The organism is Neisseria uirgultaei (assembly GCF_962719845.1).
GTDB classification, from domain to species: domain Bacteria; phylum Pseudomonadota; class Gammaproteobacteria; order Burkholderiales; family Neisseriaceae; genus Neisseria; species Neisseria bergeri.
Map to the genome: position 1 here is coordinate 56,681 of NZ_CAUIYF010000003.1, position 15,618 is coordinate 72,298.

14 protein-coding genes, 3 tRNA genes and 2 pseudogenes are annotated in these 15,618 nt (G+C 45.1%); 7 read left to right on the top strand and 12 right to left on the bottom strand.

The features are described 5' to 3' along the window. The first annotated feature begins 85 nt into the window (after nt 1-85). From Q9J32_RS02515 to Q9J32_RS02530, 4 genes and pseudogenes are all read left to right on the top strand, one after another. A tRNA-Arg gene (locus Q9J32_RS02515) sits at nt 86-162 on the top strand. A gap of 17 nt (nt 163-179) precedes the next feature. Beyond that, nucleotides 180-254 (top strand) — tRNA-Glu (locus Q9J32_RS02520). A gap of 537 nt (nt 255-791) precedes the next feature. Next, nucleotides 792-1,082, top strand: a pseudogene (locus Q9J32_RS02525) (IS1595 family transposase); the annotation flags it as partial. Nucleotides 1,083-1,551: 469 nt separating this feature from the next. Beyond that, a pseudogene (locus tag Q9J32_RS02530) lies at nt 1,552-1,914 on the top strand (IS1595 family transposase); the annotation flags it as partial. A gap of 71 nt (nt 1,915-1,985) precedes the next feature. On the opposite strand, the gene Q9J32_RS02535 reads toward Q9J32_RS02530, so the two are convergent. From Q9J32_RS02535 to Q9J32_RS02580, 10 genes are all read right to left on the bottom strand, one after another. Next, entirely contained in the window at nt 1,986-2,294 is a 309-nt protein-coding gene (locus tag Q9J32_RS02535; protein WP_301884247.1) for a hypothetical protein, read from the bottom strand. Further along, entirely contained in the window at nt 2,278-2,580 is a 303-nt protein-coding gene (locus Q9J32_RS02540; protein WP_003675494.1) for an integration host factor subunit alpha, read from the bottom strand. The genes Q9J32_RS02535 and Q9J32_RS02540 overlap by 17 nt, the downstream gene beginning before the upstream one ends. Before the next feature lie 73 nt (nt 2,581-2,653). Next, nucleotides 2,654-5,017: a phenylalanine--tRNA ligase subunit beta gene (pheT, locus tag Q9J32_RS02545; RefSeq protein WP_301884248.1), complete on the bottom strand. Its 2,364-nt coding sequence runs from the start codon at nt 5,015-5,017 to the stop codon at nt 2,654-2,656. A 72-nt stretch (nt 5,018-5,089) separates the two neighbouring features. Further along, the gene (locus tag Q9J32_RS02550; RefSeq protein ID WP_301884249.1) at nt 5,090-6,019 is read right to left on the bottom strand and encodes a CfrBI family restriction endonuclease; all 930 of its coding nucleotides are present in this window, start codon (nt 6,017-6,019) and stop codon (nt 5,090-5,092) included. Beyond that, nucleotides 6,016-7,401, bottom strand: coding sequence for a DNA methyltransferase (locus tag Q9J32_RS02555; protein WP_301884251.1), 1,386 nt, complete (start codon nt 7,399-7,401; stop codon nt 6,016-6,018). The genes Q9J32_RS02550 and Q9J32_RS02555 overlap by 4 nt, the downstream gene beginning before the upstream one ends. A 52-nt stretch (nt 7,402-7,453) precedes the next feature. Beyond that, nucleotides 7,454-8,446: a phenylalanine--tRNA ligase subunit alpha gene (gene pheS / locus Q9J32_RS02560; protein WP_301884253.1), complete on the bottom strand. Its 993-nt coding sequence runs from the start codon at nt 8,444-8,446 to the stop codon at nt 7,454-7,456. A gap of 240 nt (nt 8,447-8,686) precedes the next feature. Beyond that, a complete protein-coding gene (gene rplT / locus Q9J32_RS02565; protein ID WP_301884255.1) occupies nt 8,687-9,046 on the bottom strand; it encodes a 50S ribosomal protein L20 in 360 nt (119 codons plus the stop codon). A 12-nt stretch (nt 9,047-9,058) separates the two neighbouring features. Further along, complete coding sequence (gene rpmI / locus Q9J32_RS02570) at nt 9,059-9,256, bottom strand: 50S ribosomal protein L35 (RefSeq protein ID WP_002232040.1); 198 nt, start codon at nt 9,254-9,256, stop codon at nt 9,059-9,061. Nucleotides 9,257-9,403: 147 nt separating this feature from the next. Next, nucleotides 9,404-9,925 (bottom strand): translation initiation factor IF-3, encoded by a 522-nt coding sequence (infC, locus tag Q9J32_RS02575; protein ID WP_308446882.1) that lies wholly within the window; start codon nt 9,923-9,925, stop codon nt 9,404-9,406. Between the two features lie 141 nt (nt 9,926-10,066). Continuing rightward, on the bottom strand, nt 10,067-10,471 hold the full coding sequence (locus Q9J32_RS02580) for a helix-turn-helix domain-containing protein (protein WP_301668278.1): 405 nt from the start codon (nt 10,469-10,471) through the stop codon (nt 10,067-10,069). A gap of 140 nt (nt 10,472-10,611) precedes the next feature. On the opposite strand from Q9J32_RS02580, the gene Q9J32_RS02585 reads away from it, so the two are divergent. Beyond that, nucleotides 10,612-11,073, top strand: coding sequence for a glycine-rich domain-containing protein (locus Q9J32_RS02585; RefSeq protein ID WP_301884258.1), 462 nt, complete (start codon nt 10,612-10,614; stop codon nt 11,071-11,073). A 68-nt stretch (nt 11,074-11,141) separates the two neighbouring features. On the opposite strand, the gene thrS is transcribed toward Q9J32_RS02585, so the two are convergent. Both thrS and Q9J32_RS02595 read right to left on the bottom strand, forming a co-directional pair. Then, nucleotides 11,142-13,049, bottom strand: coding sequence for a threonine--tRNA ligase (gene thrS / locus Q9J32_RS02590; RefSeq protein ID WP_301884259.1), 1,908 nt, complete (start codon nt 13,047-13,049; stop codon nt 11,142-11,144). Between the two features lie 52 nt (nt 13,050-13,101). Then, nucleotides 13,102-13,178, bottom strand: a tRNA-Val gene (locus Q9J32_RS02595). A 178-nt stretch (nt 13,179-13,356) separates the two neighbouring features. Here Q9J32_RS02595 and tgt point away from each other — a divergent pair. Continuing rightward, complete coding sequence (tgt, locus tag Q9J32_RS02600; protein WP_301884260.1) at nt 13,357-14,472, top strand: tRNA guanosine(34) transglycosylase Tgt; 1,116 nt, start codon at nt 13,357-13,359, stop codon at nt 14,470-14,472. A 9-nt stretch (nt 14,473-14,481) separates the two neighbouring features. Then, nucleotides 14,482-15,564, top strand: a complete 1,083-nt coding sequence (hemH, locus tag Q9J32_RS02605; RefSeq protein WP_301884261.1) for a ferrochelatase — start codon at nt 14,482-14,484, stop codon at nt 15,562-15,564. Nucleotides 15,565-15,618 lie beyond the last annotated feature (54 nt).

Consider the following 15,618-nt stretch of genomic DNA (forward strand, 5'->3'; position numbering starts at 1 on the left):
AAAATAAAAGTCTAAAATAATAGACAGAACTCAGATAAATCCGTATTATCACGCTTTCTTAATCACTTGAACAAGTGATTGTGCTGCACCCGTAGCTCAGTTGGATAGAGTATCTGGCTACGAACCAGAGGGTCGGGCGTTCGAATCGCTCCGGGTGCGCCAACAAGAATATACAATATGCGCCCATCGTCTAGCGGTTAGGACATCGCCCTTTCACGGCGGTAACCGGGGTTCGATTCCCCGTGGGCGTGCCAATTCAAAATGCCTCCGATTATATCGGGGGCATTTTCAATTTCCGTTTTTATATACGGATATATTCCTTCGTAGTATATATTCTATTTTATCAATTGATTACCTATTATCGTTGGGTTTTAGTGTTGTATATGCTAAATGTATTGGCATAGATACTGGAATGAAAGTAGGTCTATGGTTGAGCATTTAATATGCCTGTCAGTTGAGGAGAAGATATTATTGGTAAAGTCTGAAATTTAAAAAGGATTTTAGAAATAAAGAGGGGCAAAAACATGAACACAAACTTAAATGACAAAGACAAAGCCATGGATACCGCAATCATATTTCAGAAAAGGATGAGGATTCCAAAATTTTTCTTTTTGATTCTCGGAATCACAATGGTTTTGGCCTTTATCCAAGACGTGATAACGGGTTCTAACTTTCTGCAAACAACGATTATGCAAATAATATTTGCGATATATTTAGGCTTTGGAGGTATCATAACTTTAGGGGTTGTCCTAGATAACTAGGGAAATTCAAATTAAGTTAGAATTATCCCTATGAGAAAAAGTCGTCTAAGCCAGTATAAACAAAATAAACTCATTGGGCTATTTGTCGCAGGTGTAACTGCAAGAACAGCAGCAGAGTTAGTAGGCGTTAATAAAAATACCGCAGCCTATTATTTTCATCGTTTACGATTGCTTATTTATCAAAACAGTCTGCATTTGGAAATATTTGATGGCGAAGCAGAAGCAGATGAAAGTTATTTTGGCGGGCAACGCAAAGGCAAACGCGGTCGCGGTGCTGCCGGTAAAGTCGCCGTATTCGGTCTTTTGAAGCGAAATGGTAGGAAAAATATTCTGCTTCACTCATTTTGTTCAGTACCTTTAGGGATTTGTTTTTATTTCGCTCCCCCCCCCTGTTAGTCAGGGGGGGCTTTCAGCCGTCGCCCGCCTCCCGCGCTAAAGCGCGCCCGACGGCTGCCGACCGAAAGCCCAAAACCCGACAAACTGTTAAAGATCAAGAAGAAAAAGCACAACCGTCTGTTGTGATAATTACCGGAAAATTAGAACCAATCGAATCTATATAATCGAACGCCTGATAAAGCTCTAAAAAAATTTTATATTCAACGAGTTCATGCGGTTCTCCGCATCTGAACTGATAAAAAGACAAAACACAATAATCTAATCTTTTAAATATCCTCCAGTAAGAACAAGAGAATATTAAATTTGCTCTTGACATAAAAAAGCCCCTTTCACTTGGCTGTCAAAGGGGAATGTTAAGAAAAGTAATGCGCCCCTCTGATAGGGCACAATATATAAGGTTTATACGGTTGCTGTACCGAATACTCAAACCGCTACTTTATTTCCTATAATCCGTGAACAGGTGAAACCTGACGGCATTGTTTATACAGATTGTTATCGTAGCTATGATGTATTGGATGTGGGCGAATTTAGCCATTTTCGTATCAATCACAGCACACATTTTGCCGAACGACAAAACCATATCGATGGAATTGGGAACTTTTGGAACCGGGCAAAACGTCATTTACGCAAGTTTAATGGCATTCCTAAAGAGCATTTTGAGCTGTATTTAAAGGAGTGCGAATGGCGTTTTAACAACAGTGAGATAAAAGTTCAAATTTCCATTTTAAAACAATTAGTAAAATCGAGTTTATCCTAGTTATCCAGGACAGCCCCTTATTTTTTAGCGTGTAAAACAAAACCGGCTGCATACCTGCAACCGGCCTCAAATCAGCACAATTCCTTATCCAAATCAGCCAACAGCTCTTTCAGACCGTCTCCGATTTCCTGAACCGTAACCAGACGGTTGCCGTCCGAACCCGACTCCGCACCTTCCGCATACGGTGCAAACGTGTTCTTCAGTTTCAACAGTTTCACCACATCCAAACGGGTGTAGCGTTCTCCGCCGTAACCGACAACCACACCGTGATCATGCTGCCATTGCGCAAAACCATAGGGGCTGATTTGCAACAGTCCGCACAGCTCGTCCAGCGTGAAATAGCGTTTTGCGGGAAGCGTCAAATCAACGTTGTTTATCATAGTAGTGTTCCACCATGCCTTTGAGTTTCTGGCTGGCATGGAAAGTTACCACGCGGCGGGCGGTAATCGGCACTTCCTCGCCGGTTTTCGGATTGCGGCCCGGACGTTGCGGCTTGTCGCGCAACTGGAAATTACCGAAACCGGAAATTTTGATTTCCTCGCCGCGCGCCAGAGTGCTGCGGATTTCTTCAAAAAAGAGTTCGACGATTTCTTTGGCATCGTTTTTGGTTACATTGCTGACTTTGTCTACCAAAATATCGGCCAATTCGGCTTTAGTTAGTGTCATATGATTACCTTCTGTTGTAACAGGTGTAGATTATTACCAATTTCTATTTAAAATTCAAGCGAATATTTATTTCTCAACCGCGCAGTTGCGCTCCTGCTGCTGTTGCCGCATCAATCAGTTTTCCGATAACCGGCTCGATGACTTCATCTGTCAGCGTGTTTTCCATATCTTGCAAAATGATTTTAACGGCAACGCTCTTCATGCCTTCAGGCAGGCCCGTGCCGCGATACACGTCAAACACGCTGATTTCCTGTACCAACTTGTTTGCCGCGCCTTTCAAGACAAGCAGCAAATCATCATGGCTCATAGCTTCCGGCATCACAAACGCCAAATCGCGGCGCACCGGCTGGAATTTCGATACGGCCCGATAGCGCGTTTTCCCGCATTCCAACACGGCCGCCATATCGATTTCAAATACCAGCGGCGCTTGCGGCAGGTCGTATTTCTGCAGCCATTTCGGATGCAGTTCGCCGACAAAGCCGATGACCCGGCCGTCTGAAACGATATTGGCGGCGCGTCCGGGATGCAGGGCGGGATGTCCGGTTTTGATGAACTCAACTGCTTTGTTTTTCAACAGATTTTCCATGTCCGCCTTGATATCGTAAAAATCCGCGTTGCGCGTTTTCTCGCCCCATTGTTCAGGCATCGCCGCACCGTACCACAGGCCACCGATGCGTTCGTTTTGTACAAACTGGCCGTCTGAATCCTTGCTGAACACGCGGGCGATTTCAAACACGCGCACGCGGTTTTGCTTGCGATTTAGATTGTTTTGCAAAATTTCCACCAAACCGCCGATGAGCGTGGAACGCATCACGGCATATTGCGCCGCCAGCGGATTTTGCAGGCGGATGGGGTTGGCGTTGGCGGCAAAGTCGTGTTCCCACTGCTCGTCAACGAAGGCGTAGCTGACCACTTCGCGGTAGCCGCGCGCCGCCATTTCGTTATAAACGGCAAAACGCGGACGGCGTGTTTCGGGCAGCGCCAACATTTTCAGACGACCTGACGTGTAATCGTCGGGGATATTTTCATAGCCGTAAACGCGTCCGATTTCTTCAATCAAATCGGCCTCGATTTCGATGTCGAAACGGAAGCTCGGCGCAGTAACGCGGAAGCCTTCTTCAGTTTTCTCAGTCTGCAAACCCAAGTGTTGCAAGATAATTTCGACTTGCTCGGCAGGGATTTCAACGCCCAATACCGTTTTCAGATGGCCTAAACGCAATTCAACCTGTTTTGCCTCAGGCAATTTTCCTTGTGCCTCAACCATTTCACCAGCTGCACCACCGCAAATCTGCAACACCAATTCGGTAGCACGCTCAATGGCATCAGCTTGCAAGCGGTAATCCACTCCACGTTCAAAACGGAAAGAAGAATCCGAACCAAAACCGTATTGGCGCGACTTACCGGCGATAACAGCAGGTGCAAACCAAGCCGCTTCCAGCACGATATTTTGCGTGCCGTCTGAAACCGCGCTCGCCGCGCCGCCCATTAAGCCCGCCAAACTCAACGCGCCTTTTTCGTCCGCCACGACCAGCGTATTTTCAGACAGGGAAACAGTTTTCTCGTTCAGGCATTCCAGCGTTTCCCTTTCACGCGCGCGGCGGATGTGCAGGCTGCCGGAAAGTTTGTCGGCATCGAAAACATGCATCGGCTGACCGATTTCCAGCATCACATAATTGCCGATGTCCACCAGCGCGGAAATACTGCGGATGCCGCTGCGTTCCAAACGCTGCTTCATCCAATCCGGCGTAGTAGCGCGCGCGTTCACGTTTTCAATCACGCGGCTGATAAAGCGGCCGCAATCCGCAGGCGCGTCAATTTGCACGGGCTGTTTTCGACTGCCCGTGATCGGCGCGGTATGGATTTCGGGCTGCCTGAACGCGCACCCCGTCAATGCGGACACTTCGCGCGCAATGCCTTTGATACTCAGGCAGTCGGCACGGTTCGGCGTAATTTTCAACGTAAACACCGTGTCGTCCAAGTCCAAGTATTCGCGGATATTGGTACCGACAGGCGCGTCTTCAGGCAGAATGTGCAGGCCGTTCACACCGTCGTCGGGCAAACCGAGTTCATCGGTAGAACACAACATCCCGTTCGACACCACACCGCGCATTTTAGTCGGCTTGATTTTGAAATTGCCCGGCAACACTGCACCCGGCAGCGAACACGGCACTTTGATGCCCGCTTTCACATTCGGCGCACCGCATACAATCTGCACCAACCCACCCGTACCGGCATCAACTTGGGTAACGTTCAAACGGTCTGCATCAGGATGCTTTTCAACAGATTTTACTTCGGCAACAACCACGCCACTGAAAGCAGGGGCAGCAGTATCGATTTCTTCCACTTCCAAACCAGCCATGGTCAAAAGATGTTCCAGTTTATCGGCGGAAAGTTCGGTATCGGCTTGGGTTTTCATCCATGAATAGGAGAATTGCATGTCACTTAACCTTTGTTTTATCCCTATAGAGCCTCTTAAGTTACTTAATAGGACCTCTAAGTTACTTAAATCTTAATCATCCAACAAACGATTTAATATATCATCTAAATCACAATCAAGCTTATTGCCATCCTCATACTGATATGAAATAAAAGGAATATCAAATGTTCGCAAAATTTTCTCAAACTTAAGAAAACCCTGCTGCTCGCGCAAAGCAACCCATTCAACTTTTAATTCATCGCATTGATTTTTATTTTGCTGAGATAATGTATCTGCAATAAAAATTTGTGTATTACGAGCGATAATAGCATCTGCGCTTTCAGGATTACCTTTACCCATTAGCTTCACTTCGCACAAATATCTATTTTGATTTTTAATTAAATAAAAATCAATTTCTCTATCTACACTTTTGGATTTATCTTTTACAAATGTACTAGCATCATAATTATCTTCGGGAACTTGATATAATTGGCACAATGTAAGCATTAAATATTTTTCAACGCTTTTACCTGCAGTACTCCATAATCCCCCACGCAATTGTGATCGCTTAACTGCTAATGTATTGATAACAATCAAACTTTCACTAATACTTAAATCTACACTTACATTTTTCAATTTAATTGTTAATGTTAAATCAATTTCATTTTGTTCATTTTCTACTAACGTTTGAATACTGCTATAAAGTGTTTCAAAATGCTCTATTGATGCATCAATAACAACAGATTTTTTAGCGGTTCCATACATATTTGTAATTGTTTTTTCATTTAATCCTGAATAAATAATTAATTCACCTTTAGGTGAATTTTTCGCTAAAAAATGTTCCTTATACCAATCAATTGTAATATCTTTTGAATTTAATTTAGCGGTAACAACTTTTTTAAAGAAATCAATAGAAAACTGTAAAAATTCCGCATTGAGCAAATTAACAATTTCTATTCTATAATCTTCAGATTTAATAACTCTCTTAATAATGTTTTTTGTAACTTGATTGGTTATTCTCATTTTATTATACTGCCTGCAAATTCAGTTAATGTTAAAAATTTGGTATCTCGTTCAAGAAATAAGCTATCTTTCTTCTGGAAAGTTTGCATATATTCAAAATATTTTTCATCTTTCTCAGTCAAAAAGAAATGCCTCCCTAATTTTTTCGCTACACGACCCAATGTGCCACTTCCGCCAAATGGATCAAATACCAAGTCATCTTTAAACGAATAATATTCCACTATACGTTTACACAAATCTGCCGGAAAAATAGCTGAATGTACTTTGTCAGATTTTGGATGAATTTGCCAAACATTCGTTGTTTCAAAGCCATCAGCTACTTTGCTTTCCTCAATAGTTTGTTTATCATATTGGTTCATATTCCAATCCAGTAATCTATCAGTTTGTTTTCGGTAAACCATTAAATATTCTGTTACTGAGTTAGGTTTATATGCTAAAGGTTTACGATGTTGTTGAAATCCACCTATTCGATTTTTAACACTATATTCTGGTTTCATCCAAACAATGTCATCAATAAACTCCCAACCTATTTGAATTAAACGGTGGTGTAAATCAAATGGAATTGGATAACGCTTACTAGAATGAGCACGACTAATCCGTGGCACAATAACAGGGGAAGTATTAACAATTAAAAATCGTCCTTCTTTTGTAATGCGATGAATTTCTTTAAATACTTCTTGTAAAAAAACCAAATAGGCCTCATAACTTGGATAAATAGAATAATCACGTGCATTATAATATGGTGGTGATGTAAAAGTTAGATGAACACTATCTTCAGGTACTAACTGCAACACATCTCGGACATCGCTATTAACTACGACATTTTTCAAAAAAGGATAGGTTTCAGTATGGGGCAATAATGTTTTTTTATTTACCTTCTGTGTGAAATATTCTTTATAGATAACAGAACGAACCATTTCATTCTCATGATTTACTAATTTACGTAAAGCATTATCAATTTCAGGTTGTCCTTTAAATGGCAATAAACCTCGTATTGCCTGACAAATAATTTTAGGATCGTAACTCTGCAAATATTGTAATAGCAGCGTCTGAATTTTTGGATCTCGCATGCGTCCAATAGATGAAACAGCCTCTCGTTTTACTATTGTGCTACTATCGCTTAGGACTACATAATTCAACAAATCAAGTAACTGACTATTTTTTACCTTTCCTAATGTCTTAACTGCCCAAAAACGGACTTGCTCATTATCATTTTGTAATAATTTCTCAATCCAATCAGTTCGAAAATTTTTAGGCAGATTCCCTAAATTTTTCAAAATAAACAACATACTACCAACATTATTTTGGTATTCTTCAATAAGTAAAGGGAAAATATGTGGGGTATGTTGTTTAATTTGTTTAATATACTCTTTGCTTAACATATATATATCATTTGTATTTAAATATAATTTAATTCTCAGGCAGCCTGCACGATTATTTCGCAAACTGCTTCAAGAAGTTCAAATCGTTATCAAAGAACAGGCGCAAGTCGTTCACGTTGTAACGCAGCATAGCGAAGCGGTCGAGACCGATACCAAAGGCGAAACCGGTATATTTTTCAGGGTCGATATTGACGTTTTTCAACACGTTGGGATGCACCATACCGCAGCCGCCGACTTCCAGCCATTTGCCGTTTTCACCCATAATGTCGATTTCGGCGGACGGTTCGGTGAACGGGAAAAAAGACGGGCGGAAACGCACCCGCAAATCATCGCGTTCAAAAAAGCGACGGATAAAGTCGGTGAACACGGCTTTCAAATCGGCAAAAGTCACGCCCTCTTCCACCCACAAGCCTTCCGCCTGATGGAACATAGGCGAGTGAGTGGCATCACTGTCCACACGGTAAACGCGGCCGGGAGCAATAATGCGGATAGGTGGCTCTTTTTTATCGAGCATATAACGGATTTGAATAGGCGAAGTGTGCGTACGTAAAACATCGCCGTTTTCAACGTAGAAGGTATCTTGCATTGCACGCGCGGGGTGATTTGCAGGAATATTCAAGGCTCGGAAATTGTGGAAATCATCTTCGATTTCAGGCCCATCCGCCACTTCAAAACCCATTCCGTGGAACAGCTCGACCACACGTTGCAAGGTCAGGGTGACAGGATGCAGGCTGCCGCCTTCCTGAGCGCGTCCGGGCAGGGTAATGTCAAGGGCTTCGGCATCAAGCCGGGATTGAAGTTTGGCTTCGTTGAGGGCATCGCGCTTATCGTTAAAGGCCGTCTGAAACCGGTTTTTGCACTCATTGATATGCGCGCCTATGGTTTTGCGCTCTTCAGGCGACATTTGACCCAAAGTTTTCAGAAGCCCGGTCAATTCGCCGGTTTTACCGAGATAGCGTGCTTTAATTTGTTCTAAGGTATTGAAATCTTGCGCGGCTTCTACTGCGGCAATGCCTTCTGCAACGATACGGTTTACATTTTCCATAATATCAAGTCTGTCAATTAATGATATGCCACCTGAAACAATGAGGCCGCCTGTATAGCCTGACATATCAGACTCTTCAGACGACCTTATTTTCTTCACGGCCAATCCATTGGATAAATTTTCTGTATTTTAACGCAAATTTATTTAAAAAAATAGACTTTAAAGAAAGAAAATCAATCACATAGAATTTCTGCAAACAAAGAAAAAAGGAAGCCTCAGCTTCCTTTTCAATTTTTTGGATTAAGCAGCCAAAGCAGCTTTGGCTTTTTCAACCAATTGTGCAAAAGAGGCTTTATCGAACACGGCCAAATCAGCCAATACTTTGCGGTCGATTTCGATAGAGGCGCGTTTCAGACCGTTCATAAATTTGCTGTAAGACAACCCGTTTTCACGCGCACCTGCATTGATACGGACAATCCACAATTGACGGAATTGGCGTTTGCGTTGGCGGCGGTCACGGTATGCGTATTGACCGGCTTTCATTACCGCCTGCTTGGCAACGCGGTAAACGTTTTTACGACGACCGCGATAGCCTTTGGCTAACGCGAAGATTTTTTGGTGACGGGCACGGGCGGTAACACCGCGTTTTACGCGTGGCATATTCTAAACTCCTTAAGCGTAGGGTAACATTTTAGCAACAGAAGCCAAATCGCGATCATTTACCATAGAGGTACCGCGCAGTTGGCGTTTGTTTTTGGTGGTCTTTTTAGTCAAGATGTGGCGTTTGAACGCATGAGCGCGTTTCACACCGCCGTTACCCAGTACTTTAAAGCGTTTTTTCGCGCTAGACTTGGTTTTCATTTTAGGCATGGGAAAACTCCATTCGTTATCGGATAAGGCATTAGGGGGTTTTAAAACATCGGTTTCAAACACTTGAACCCACAATGCCACGGTTTTTTTGCCGCAATTGAAAACTTACTCCGAAGCGGCAATCGGAGTAAGCGGAGAATTATAGCTTTATTTTTTCTTCGGCGCAATCATCATCACCATTTGGCGTCCTTCCATTTTGGGAAAGGACTCGATTTGCGCCACTTCAGCCAAATCTTCTTTTACGCGCTCCAAGAGCTGTGCACCAAGCTGCTGGTGAGCCATCTCGCGACCGCGGAAACGGAGCGTTACTTTTACCTTATCTCCATCAGCCAAGAACCGGTGAATGTTGCGCATCTTGATTTGATAATCGCCCTCATCTGTACCCGGACGGAATTTAATTTCCTTGATTTGTACCTGCTTTTGGTTTTTCTTGGCTTCGTCGCGCTTCTTGGCTTGTTGGTATTTGTATTTACCGTAATCCATCAGTTTGCACACAGGCGGCTTGGCGGTAGGGGAAATTTCCACCAAATCGACATCCTGCCCTTCGGCCATAGCCAAAGCTTCACGAACCGATACGACACCAAGCTGTTCGCCTGACTCACTGATTAAACGCACTTCTTTGGCAGTAATTTCGCCGTTGATTCGTGCTTCTCGTTCTTGAGCGATGATGAATACTCCTATAAAAATTAATAAGATAATAGGTTAAATCAGCTTTAACCGTAGCTAAATCTTGATATTCTACCCTTTTTCAAGCCATCTGAAAATACCTGCAACGATATTTTCCCATAACTGTAAGAACGTAAATACGCACTAGGAAGACCTTCCTTTCATGAGAGCGATAATTTCATTCAAAGCAGCTAATTCTCTTTTTTGTTGTTCCAATAGCTCCCTTTGCTTCTCAATCAGTTCGTCTTTATGCTGCAACATTAACTTATAGCGCTCTAACTCTGCCGATAGCTCCGCTGATACTCCATAATAATTGGAGCTGTTGTTTTCACTTACTAAGCAGACCAAATGACCGCCATTCTCCAATAAGTCGACCGTATTCATTCCTAAAATGGAGGCAATTTTCTCCAATCGCTGCAAACTGATATTGATACGTCCCTGTTCCATCTTTGAATAGGTACTCGTTGCCAAACCTAATTTCTCTGCCATATCTTCTTGGGATAGACCACTCCGCTCCCGTATCCATTTTATTTTTTCATTTATCTTCATATAACTCTCTCTTTTATGACTAGCAGGTAGGAGCATTTAAGATATCTACTATCAATTCTCTGCTCTGGTTCAAGAAACCACTCTACTCTAAACTTACAAAAATTTTCTCCAACCAACCACTTAACATAGAAGGTAATTAAATGTTCCCCCAAACAATCGAAAATCTTGATTTAGAACCAATGATGGTCAAAGCCATGGACAAAGAAGAAGGACTCGGCTGGACTTTGGAGATGGCAAAAAACATTGCCGAGGAGTACCGAAAATATCTCACCTTGTGTCTTGAATATCCTGATGAAGCCATTGTCCCATCTGGTATGGTTGATGATTTTTGGCATCTGCATATCTTAGATACGCAGAAATACGCAGAAGATTGTCAAAATATCTTTGGTTATTTTTTACACCATTTCCCATATTTCGGTATGCGCGGGCAAGAAGATGCCGATAATCTGCGCGAAGCATGGCAAGATAGTTGCCAAAAATATGAAGCTCGTTTCGGTAAGCCCGACAAGACTTTTTGGCAGAGCAGTGGACGTTGCCCAAAATGCGGCAGAAGGAGCAAAAATAACGTAACAAATGAACATCATCCGCGTTTAGCTGCATAAAAATTACTATTTACTTATCCAAAATTCAGACGACCCGAAAATAAATATTCAGGTCGTCTGAATTCTTATCAGATAAGTATTTTTTGATTTTCTTGTTGCAACATTGCGATAAACTCATCGAGATTCAAAGAACCCAAGTCTTCTGCTTTGCGGCGTACCGCAACTTTGTTTTCTTGTTTCTCTTTATCGCCGACAACGATTTGATAAGGAAAACGGTATTGGCTGTTGTCGCGGATTTTGTAACCGATTTTTTCGTTACGCAAATCCAATTCGACACGGAATCCTGCCGCCTGCAATTTGGCAGCCACTTCGCGACAATAATCTGCCTGATTTTCGGTGATGTTCATAATCACCATTTGAACCGGTGCAAGCCACAATGGGAATGAGCCTGCGTGGTTTTCAATCAAAATACCGATAAATCGTTCCAAAGAACCTAAAATGGCGCGGTGCAACATTACAGGGCGGGCGCGACCGTTGTTTTCGGTGACATATTCTGCATCCAAGCGTTCCGGCAAGACGAAATCTAGTTGCAATGTACCGCATTGCCAAGAACGACCCAAGGCATCTTTGACGTGATATTCGATTTTAGGCCCGTAAAACGCACCCTCGCCCGGCAATTCGCCCCACTCCACACCGCAAGCAGCCAATGCCTCGCGCAAACCCTGCTCTGCCTTATCCCACACGTCGTCTGAACCTGCGCGTTTTTCAGGACGAAGAGAAAGCTTAACGGATACATCATGGAAACCGAACTGTTTGTAGATGCGAACCAACAATTCATTGAACGCACGAGCCTCGCTGACGATTTGGTCTTCGGTACAGAAGATATGCGCATCATCCTGAACAAAACCGCGAACACGCATCAGACCATGCAATGCACCGCTTGGTTCATTGCGGTGGCAAGAACCGAACTCGGCCAAACGCATCGGCAAATCGCGATATGAGCGCAAACCGTTATTAAAAATTTGCACATGACCCGGACAGTTCATCGGTTTCACCGCGTATTCGCGTTTTTCCGAACTGGTCACAAACATATTGTCTTTGTAGTTATCCCAATGGCCGGATTTTTCCCAAAAGGTTTTATCCATAATTTGAGGCGTTTTGACCTCTTTATAACCGGCAGCATTCAGCTCTTTACGCATATGCTGTTCAATCACTTGCCACAAAGCCCAGCCTTTAGGATGCCAAAACACCATACCCGGTGCTTCGTCTTGCAGATGGAACAGATCCAATTGCTTGCCAAGTTTGCGGTGGTCGCGTTTTTCTGCTTCTTCGATACGTTGAATATAGGCTTTCAACTCGTCTTTTGTCGCCCACGCCGTGCCGTAGATGCGTTGCAGCATTTCATTGTTGCTGTCGCCGCGCCAGTATGCGCCTGCCAGCTTGGTCAGCTTGAAGTTTTTCAGGAAACGGGTGTTCGGAACGTGCGGGCCGCGGCACATATCGACATATTCCTGGTGATGATACATCCCCATCGCTTCCACTTCGGGCATATCGTCAATCAGGCGCAGTTTGTATTCTTCGCCGCGCTCTTGAAAAATTTTAATCGCCTCTGCACGCGGGGTCATGATTTTGACCACATCATAATCTTGGGCAATCAATTCTTTCATACGCGCTTCGATAGCGGCAACATCTTCGGGCGTAAACGGTTTTTCCGTAGCAATATCGTAATAAAAGCCCTCTTCGATGACGGGGCCGATAACCATTTTTGCATTCGGATAAAGCTGCTTGACTGCGTGACCGACAAGGTGGGCGCAAGAGTGGCGGATGATTTCAACGCCTTCGCGATCTTTCGGGGTAATGATTTGGACACTTGAATCTTCGGTAATCGGATCGCACACATCGACCAGTTTGCCGTTTACCTTACCTGCCACTGCCGCCTTCGCCAAACCGGCACCGATAGACGCAGCAATTTGAGCCACGGTAACGGGGGATTCGTATTGGCGGACTGAGCCGTCCGGCAAGGTAATATTCAACATCAAACGCTCCGAAAGATTAAAAAATAACGGCATAAATGCCGTTATGGGAATTTGGTAGGCACGATTGGATTCGAACCAACGACCCCCACCATGTCAAGGTGGTGCTCTAACCAACTGAGCTACGTGCCTTCAAAGAATTTTTGCATTCTATCGGGTCGTTTTAATTTTTGCAAGAGGTATGTGCATTTCTTTATGCAACATTGTGGCAAGATTTGGGAATGCCGTCTGAAAAACCGTGGGAAATCATTTATAATGCCGTCTTTTAAAATATATTTCGACCCCTGTCGCCCAACTGACATTCAATCTTATGCTTAAATTGACTTTACACAAAAAAGACGGTCTCGCCCGACGCGGCACGTTGGAACTGAACCACGGCAAAATCGAAACGCCCGTATTTATGCCGGTCGGCACTTACGGCTCGGTTAAGGCAATGAATCCGCAAAACCTGCACGACATCAAGGCACAAATTATTTTGGGCAACACTTATCATTTGTGGCTTCGCCCCGGTTTGGAAGTTATCGAGCAATTCGGCGGCCTGCACGGTTTTATCGGCTGGGACAAACCGATTCTGACCGACTCGGGCGGTTTTCAGGTTTTTTCTTTGTCGGATATGCGCAAGCTGACGGAAGAAGGCTGTACGTTCAAAAGCCCGATCAACGGCGACAAGCTGTTTTTATCGCCTGAAATTTCTATGAAAATCCAAACGGTTTTGAACTCGGACATCGCGATGCAGTTGGACGAATGCACGCCGGGCGAGGCAACGCGCGAACAGGCGCGAAAATCGCTGCAAATGAGCCTGCGCTGGGCGGAACGGAGCAAAAAAGCCTTTGAAGATTTGAAAAACCCGAACGCGCTGTTCGGCATCGTGCAAGGCGCGATGTATGAGGATTTGCGCGAAGAATCGCTGCGCGGTTTGGAGGAATTTGATTTTCCGGGCCTTGCCGTCGGCGGCTTGTCCGTCGGCGAACCCAAACCCGAAATGTACCGTATGTTGCGCACCGTCGGTCCGATGCTGCCCGAACACAAACCGCATTACCTGATGGGCGTAGGCACGCCGGAAGACCTCGTGTACGGCGTGGCGCACGGCATCGATATGTTCGATTGCGTGATGCCCACCCGCAATGCGCGCAACGGCTGGCTGTTTACCCGTTTCGGCGATTTGAAAATCAAAAACGCCAAACACAAGCCCGACAAGCGTCCGATAGACGAAAGCTGCACCTGCTACGCCTGCCAAAATTTCAGCCGCGCCTACCTGCACCATCTGCACCGCGCCGGCGAAATCTTGGGCGCGCAATTGAACACCATCCACAACCTGCATTTCTACCAAGTCATCATGGAGGAAATGCGCGAAGCCATCGAGCAAGGGAAATTTGCCGACTGGCAGGCACAATTCCACGAAAACCGCGCCCGCGGCACAGACTGATTCCCGGCAATGCCGTCTGAAGCCGCTTCAGACGGCATTTTGTCGATTTACCCTACCCGCACTATTTTTCAGAAACCGATCATGCTTCCATTCCTTCCAGAACCCTCCCTTTCTTATACGCAACAAAACCGTACCGCCGTTTTGCTGTTGAACCTCGGCACGCCCGACGCGCCGACTGCCGGCGCCGTCCGCCCCTACCTCAAATCGTTTTTGTCGGACTTGCGCGTCGTCGAACTGTCCAAATGGCTGTGGCAGCCGGTTTTACGCGGCATCGTATTGCCTTTTCGCGCCAAAAAAAGCGCGCACGCCTATGAAAAAATCTGGTTTAAGGAAGGTTCGCCCCTAGAAGTTTACACAGCACGCCAAGCTGCCGCGCTTGCCGAGCGTATGCCCGACCTCATCGTCCGCCACGCCATGACTTACGGCAATCCTTCGATAGCGGATGTATTGGCGGAGCTGAAATCCCAAGGTGTAGGCAGATTACTTGCGATTCCCCTGTATCCGCAATATGCCGCTTCCAGCAGCGGAGCGGCAGTAGATAAAGTATGCGAACAACTGCTGCGCCAACGGAACCAAATGAGCGTCCGCACTGTTTCGCGCTTTTATGACGACGCCGGCTACATTGATGCGATGAAAAACCACATCCTCCGATATTGGGCGGAACACGGGCGCGGGAAAAAACTGATGTTGAGTTTTCACGGCGTACCGCAGAAGCACTACGACCTCGGCGACCCCTATCCCGACGAGTGCCGCCACACCGCCAAACTGCTTGCCGAAGCACTGGAACTGACCGAAGACCAATATGTCGTATCGTTCCAAAGCCAATTCGGCAGGGCAAAATGGATTACACCGAGCACGCAGGATTTGTTCGGCAAACTGCCCAAACAGGGGGTAACCGAGCTGGACGTATTCTGCCCGGGCTTTTTGGCAGACTGTTTGGAAACCATGGAAGAAATCGCCCTGATGGGGCGGGAACAGTTTTATGAAGCAGGCGGCAAAAGCTACCGCTATATCCCCTGCCTCAACGACAACCCCGACTGGATAGACGCACTCGTCGCACTTGCCGAAGAAAACCTTGGCGGCTGGCGTTGAAACTGTTTGACCCATGTCTAAAATGCCGTCTGAACGCCGTGTTCAGACGGCATT

Excerpts from the sequence above, each read along its gene's own strand:
- Q9J32_RS02535 (WP_301884247.1), bottom strand. The coding sequence starts at position 2,294 with ATGATAAACAACGTTGATTTGACGCTTCCCGCAAAACGCTATTTCACG.
- Q9J32_RS02540 (WP_003675494.1), bottom strand. The coding sequence starts at position 2,580 with ATGACACTAACTAAAGCCGAATTGGCCGATATTTTGGTAGACAAAGTC.
- pheT (WP_301884248.1), bottom strand. The coding sequence starts at position 5,017 with ATGCAATTCTCCTATTCATGGATGAAAACCCAAGCCGATACCGAACTT.
- Q9J32_RS02550 (WP_301884249.1), bottom strand. The coding sequence starts at position 6,019 with ATGAGAATAACCAATCAAGTTACAAAAAACATTATTAAGAGAGTTATT.
- Q9J32_RS02555 (WP_301884251.1), bottom strand. The coding sequence starts at position 7,401 with ATGTTAAGCAAAGAGTATATTAAACAAATTAAACAACATACCCCACAT.
- pheS (WP_301884253.1), bottom strand. The coding sequence starts at position 8,446 with ATGGAAAATGTAAACCGTATCGTTGCAGAAGGCATTGCCGCAGTAGAA.
- rplT (WP_301884255.1), bottom strand. The coding sequence starts at position 9,046 with ATGCCACGCGTAAAACGCGGTGTTACCGCCCGTGCCCGTCACCAAAAA.
- rpmI (WP_002232040.1), bottom strand. The coding sequence starts at position 9,256 with ATGCCTAAAATGAAAACCAAGTCTAGCGCGAAAAAACGCTTTAAAGTA.
- Q9J32_RS02580 (WP_301668278.1), bottom strand. The coding sequence starts at position 10,471 with ATGAAGATAAATGAAAAAATAAAATGGATACGGGAGCGGAGTGGTCTA.
- Q9J32_RS02585 (WP_301884258.1), top strand. The coding sequence starts at position 10,612 with ATGTTCCCCCAAACAATCGAAAATCTTGATTTAGAACCAATGATGGTC.
- thrS (WP_301884259.1), bottom strand. The coding sequence starts at position 13,049 with ATGTTGAATATTACCTTGCCGGACGGCTCAGTCCGCCAATACGAATCC.
- tgt (WP_301884260.1), top strand. The coding sequence starts at position 13,357 with ATGCTTAAATTGACTTTACACAAAAAAGACGGTCTCGCCCGACGCGGC.
- hemH (WP_301884261.1), top strand. The coding sequence starts at position 14,482 with ATGCCGTCTGAAGCCGCTTCAGACGGCATTTTGTCGATTTACCCTACC.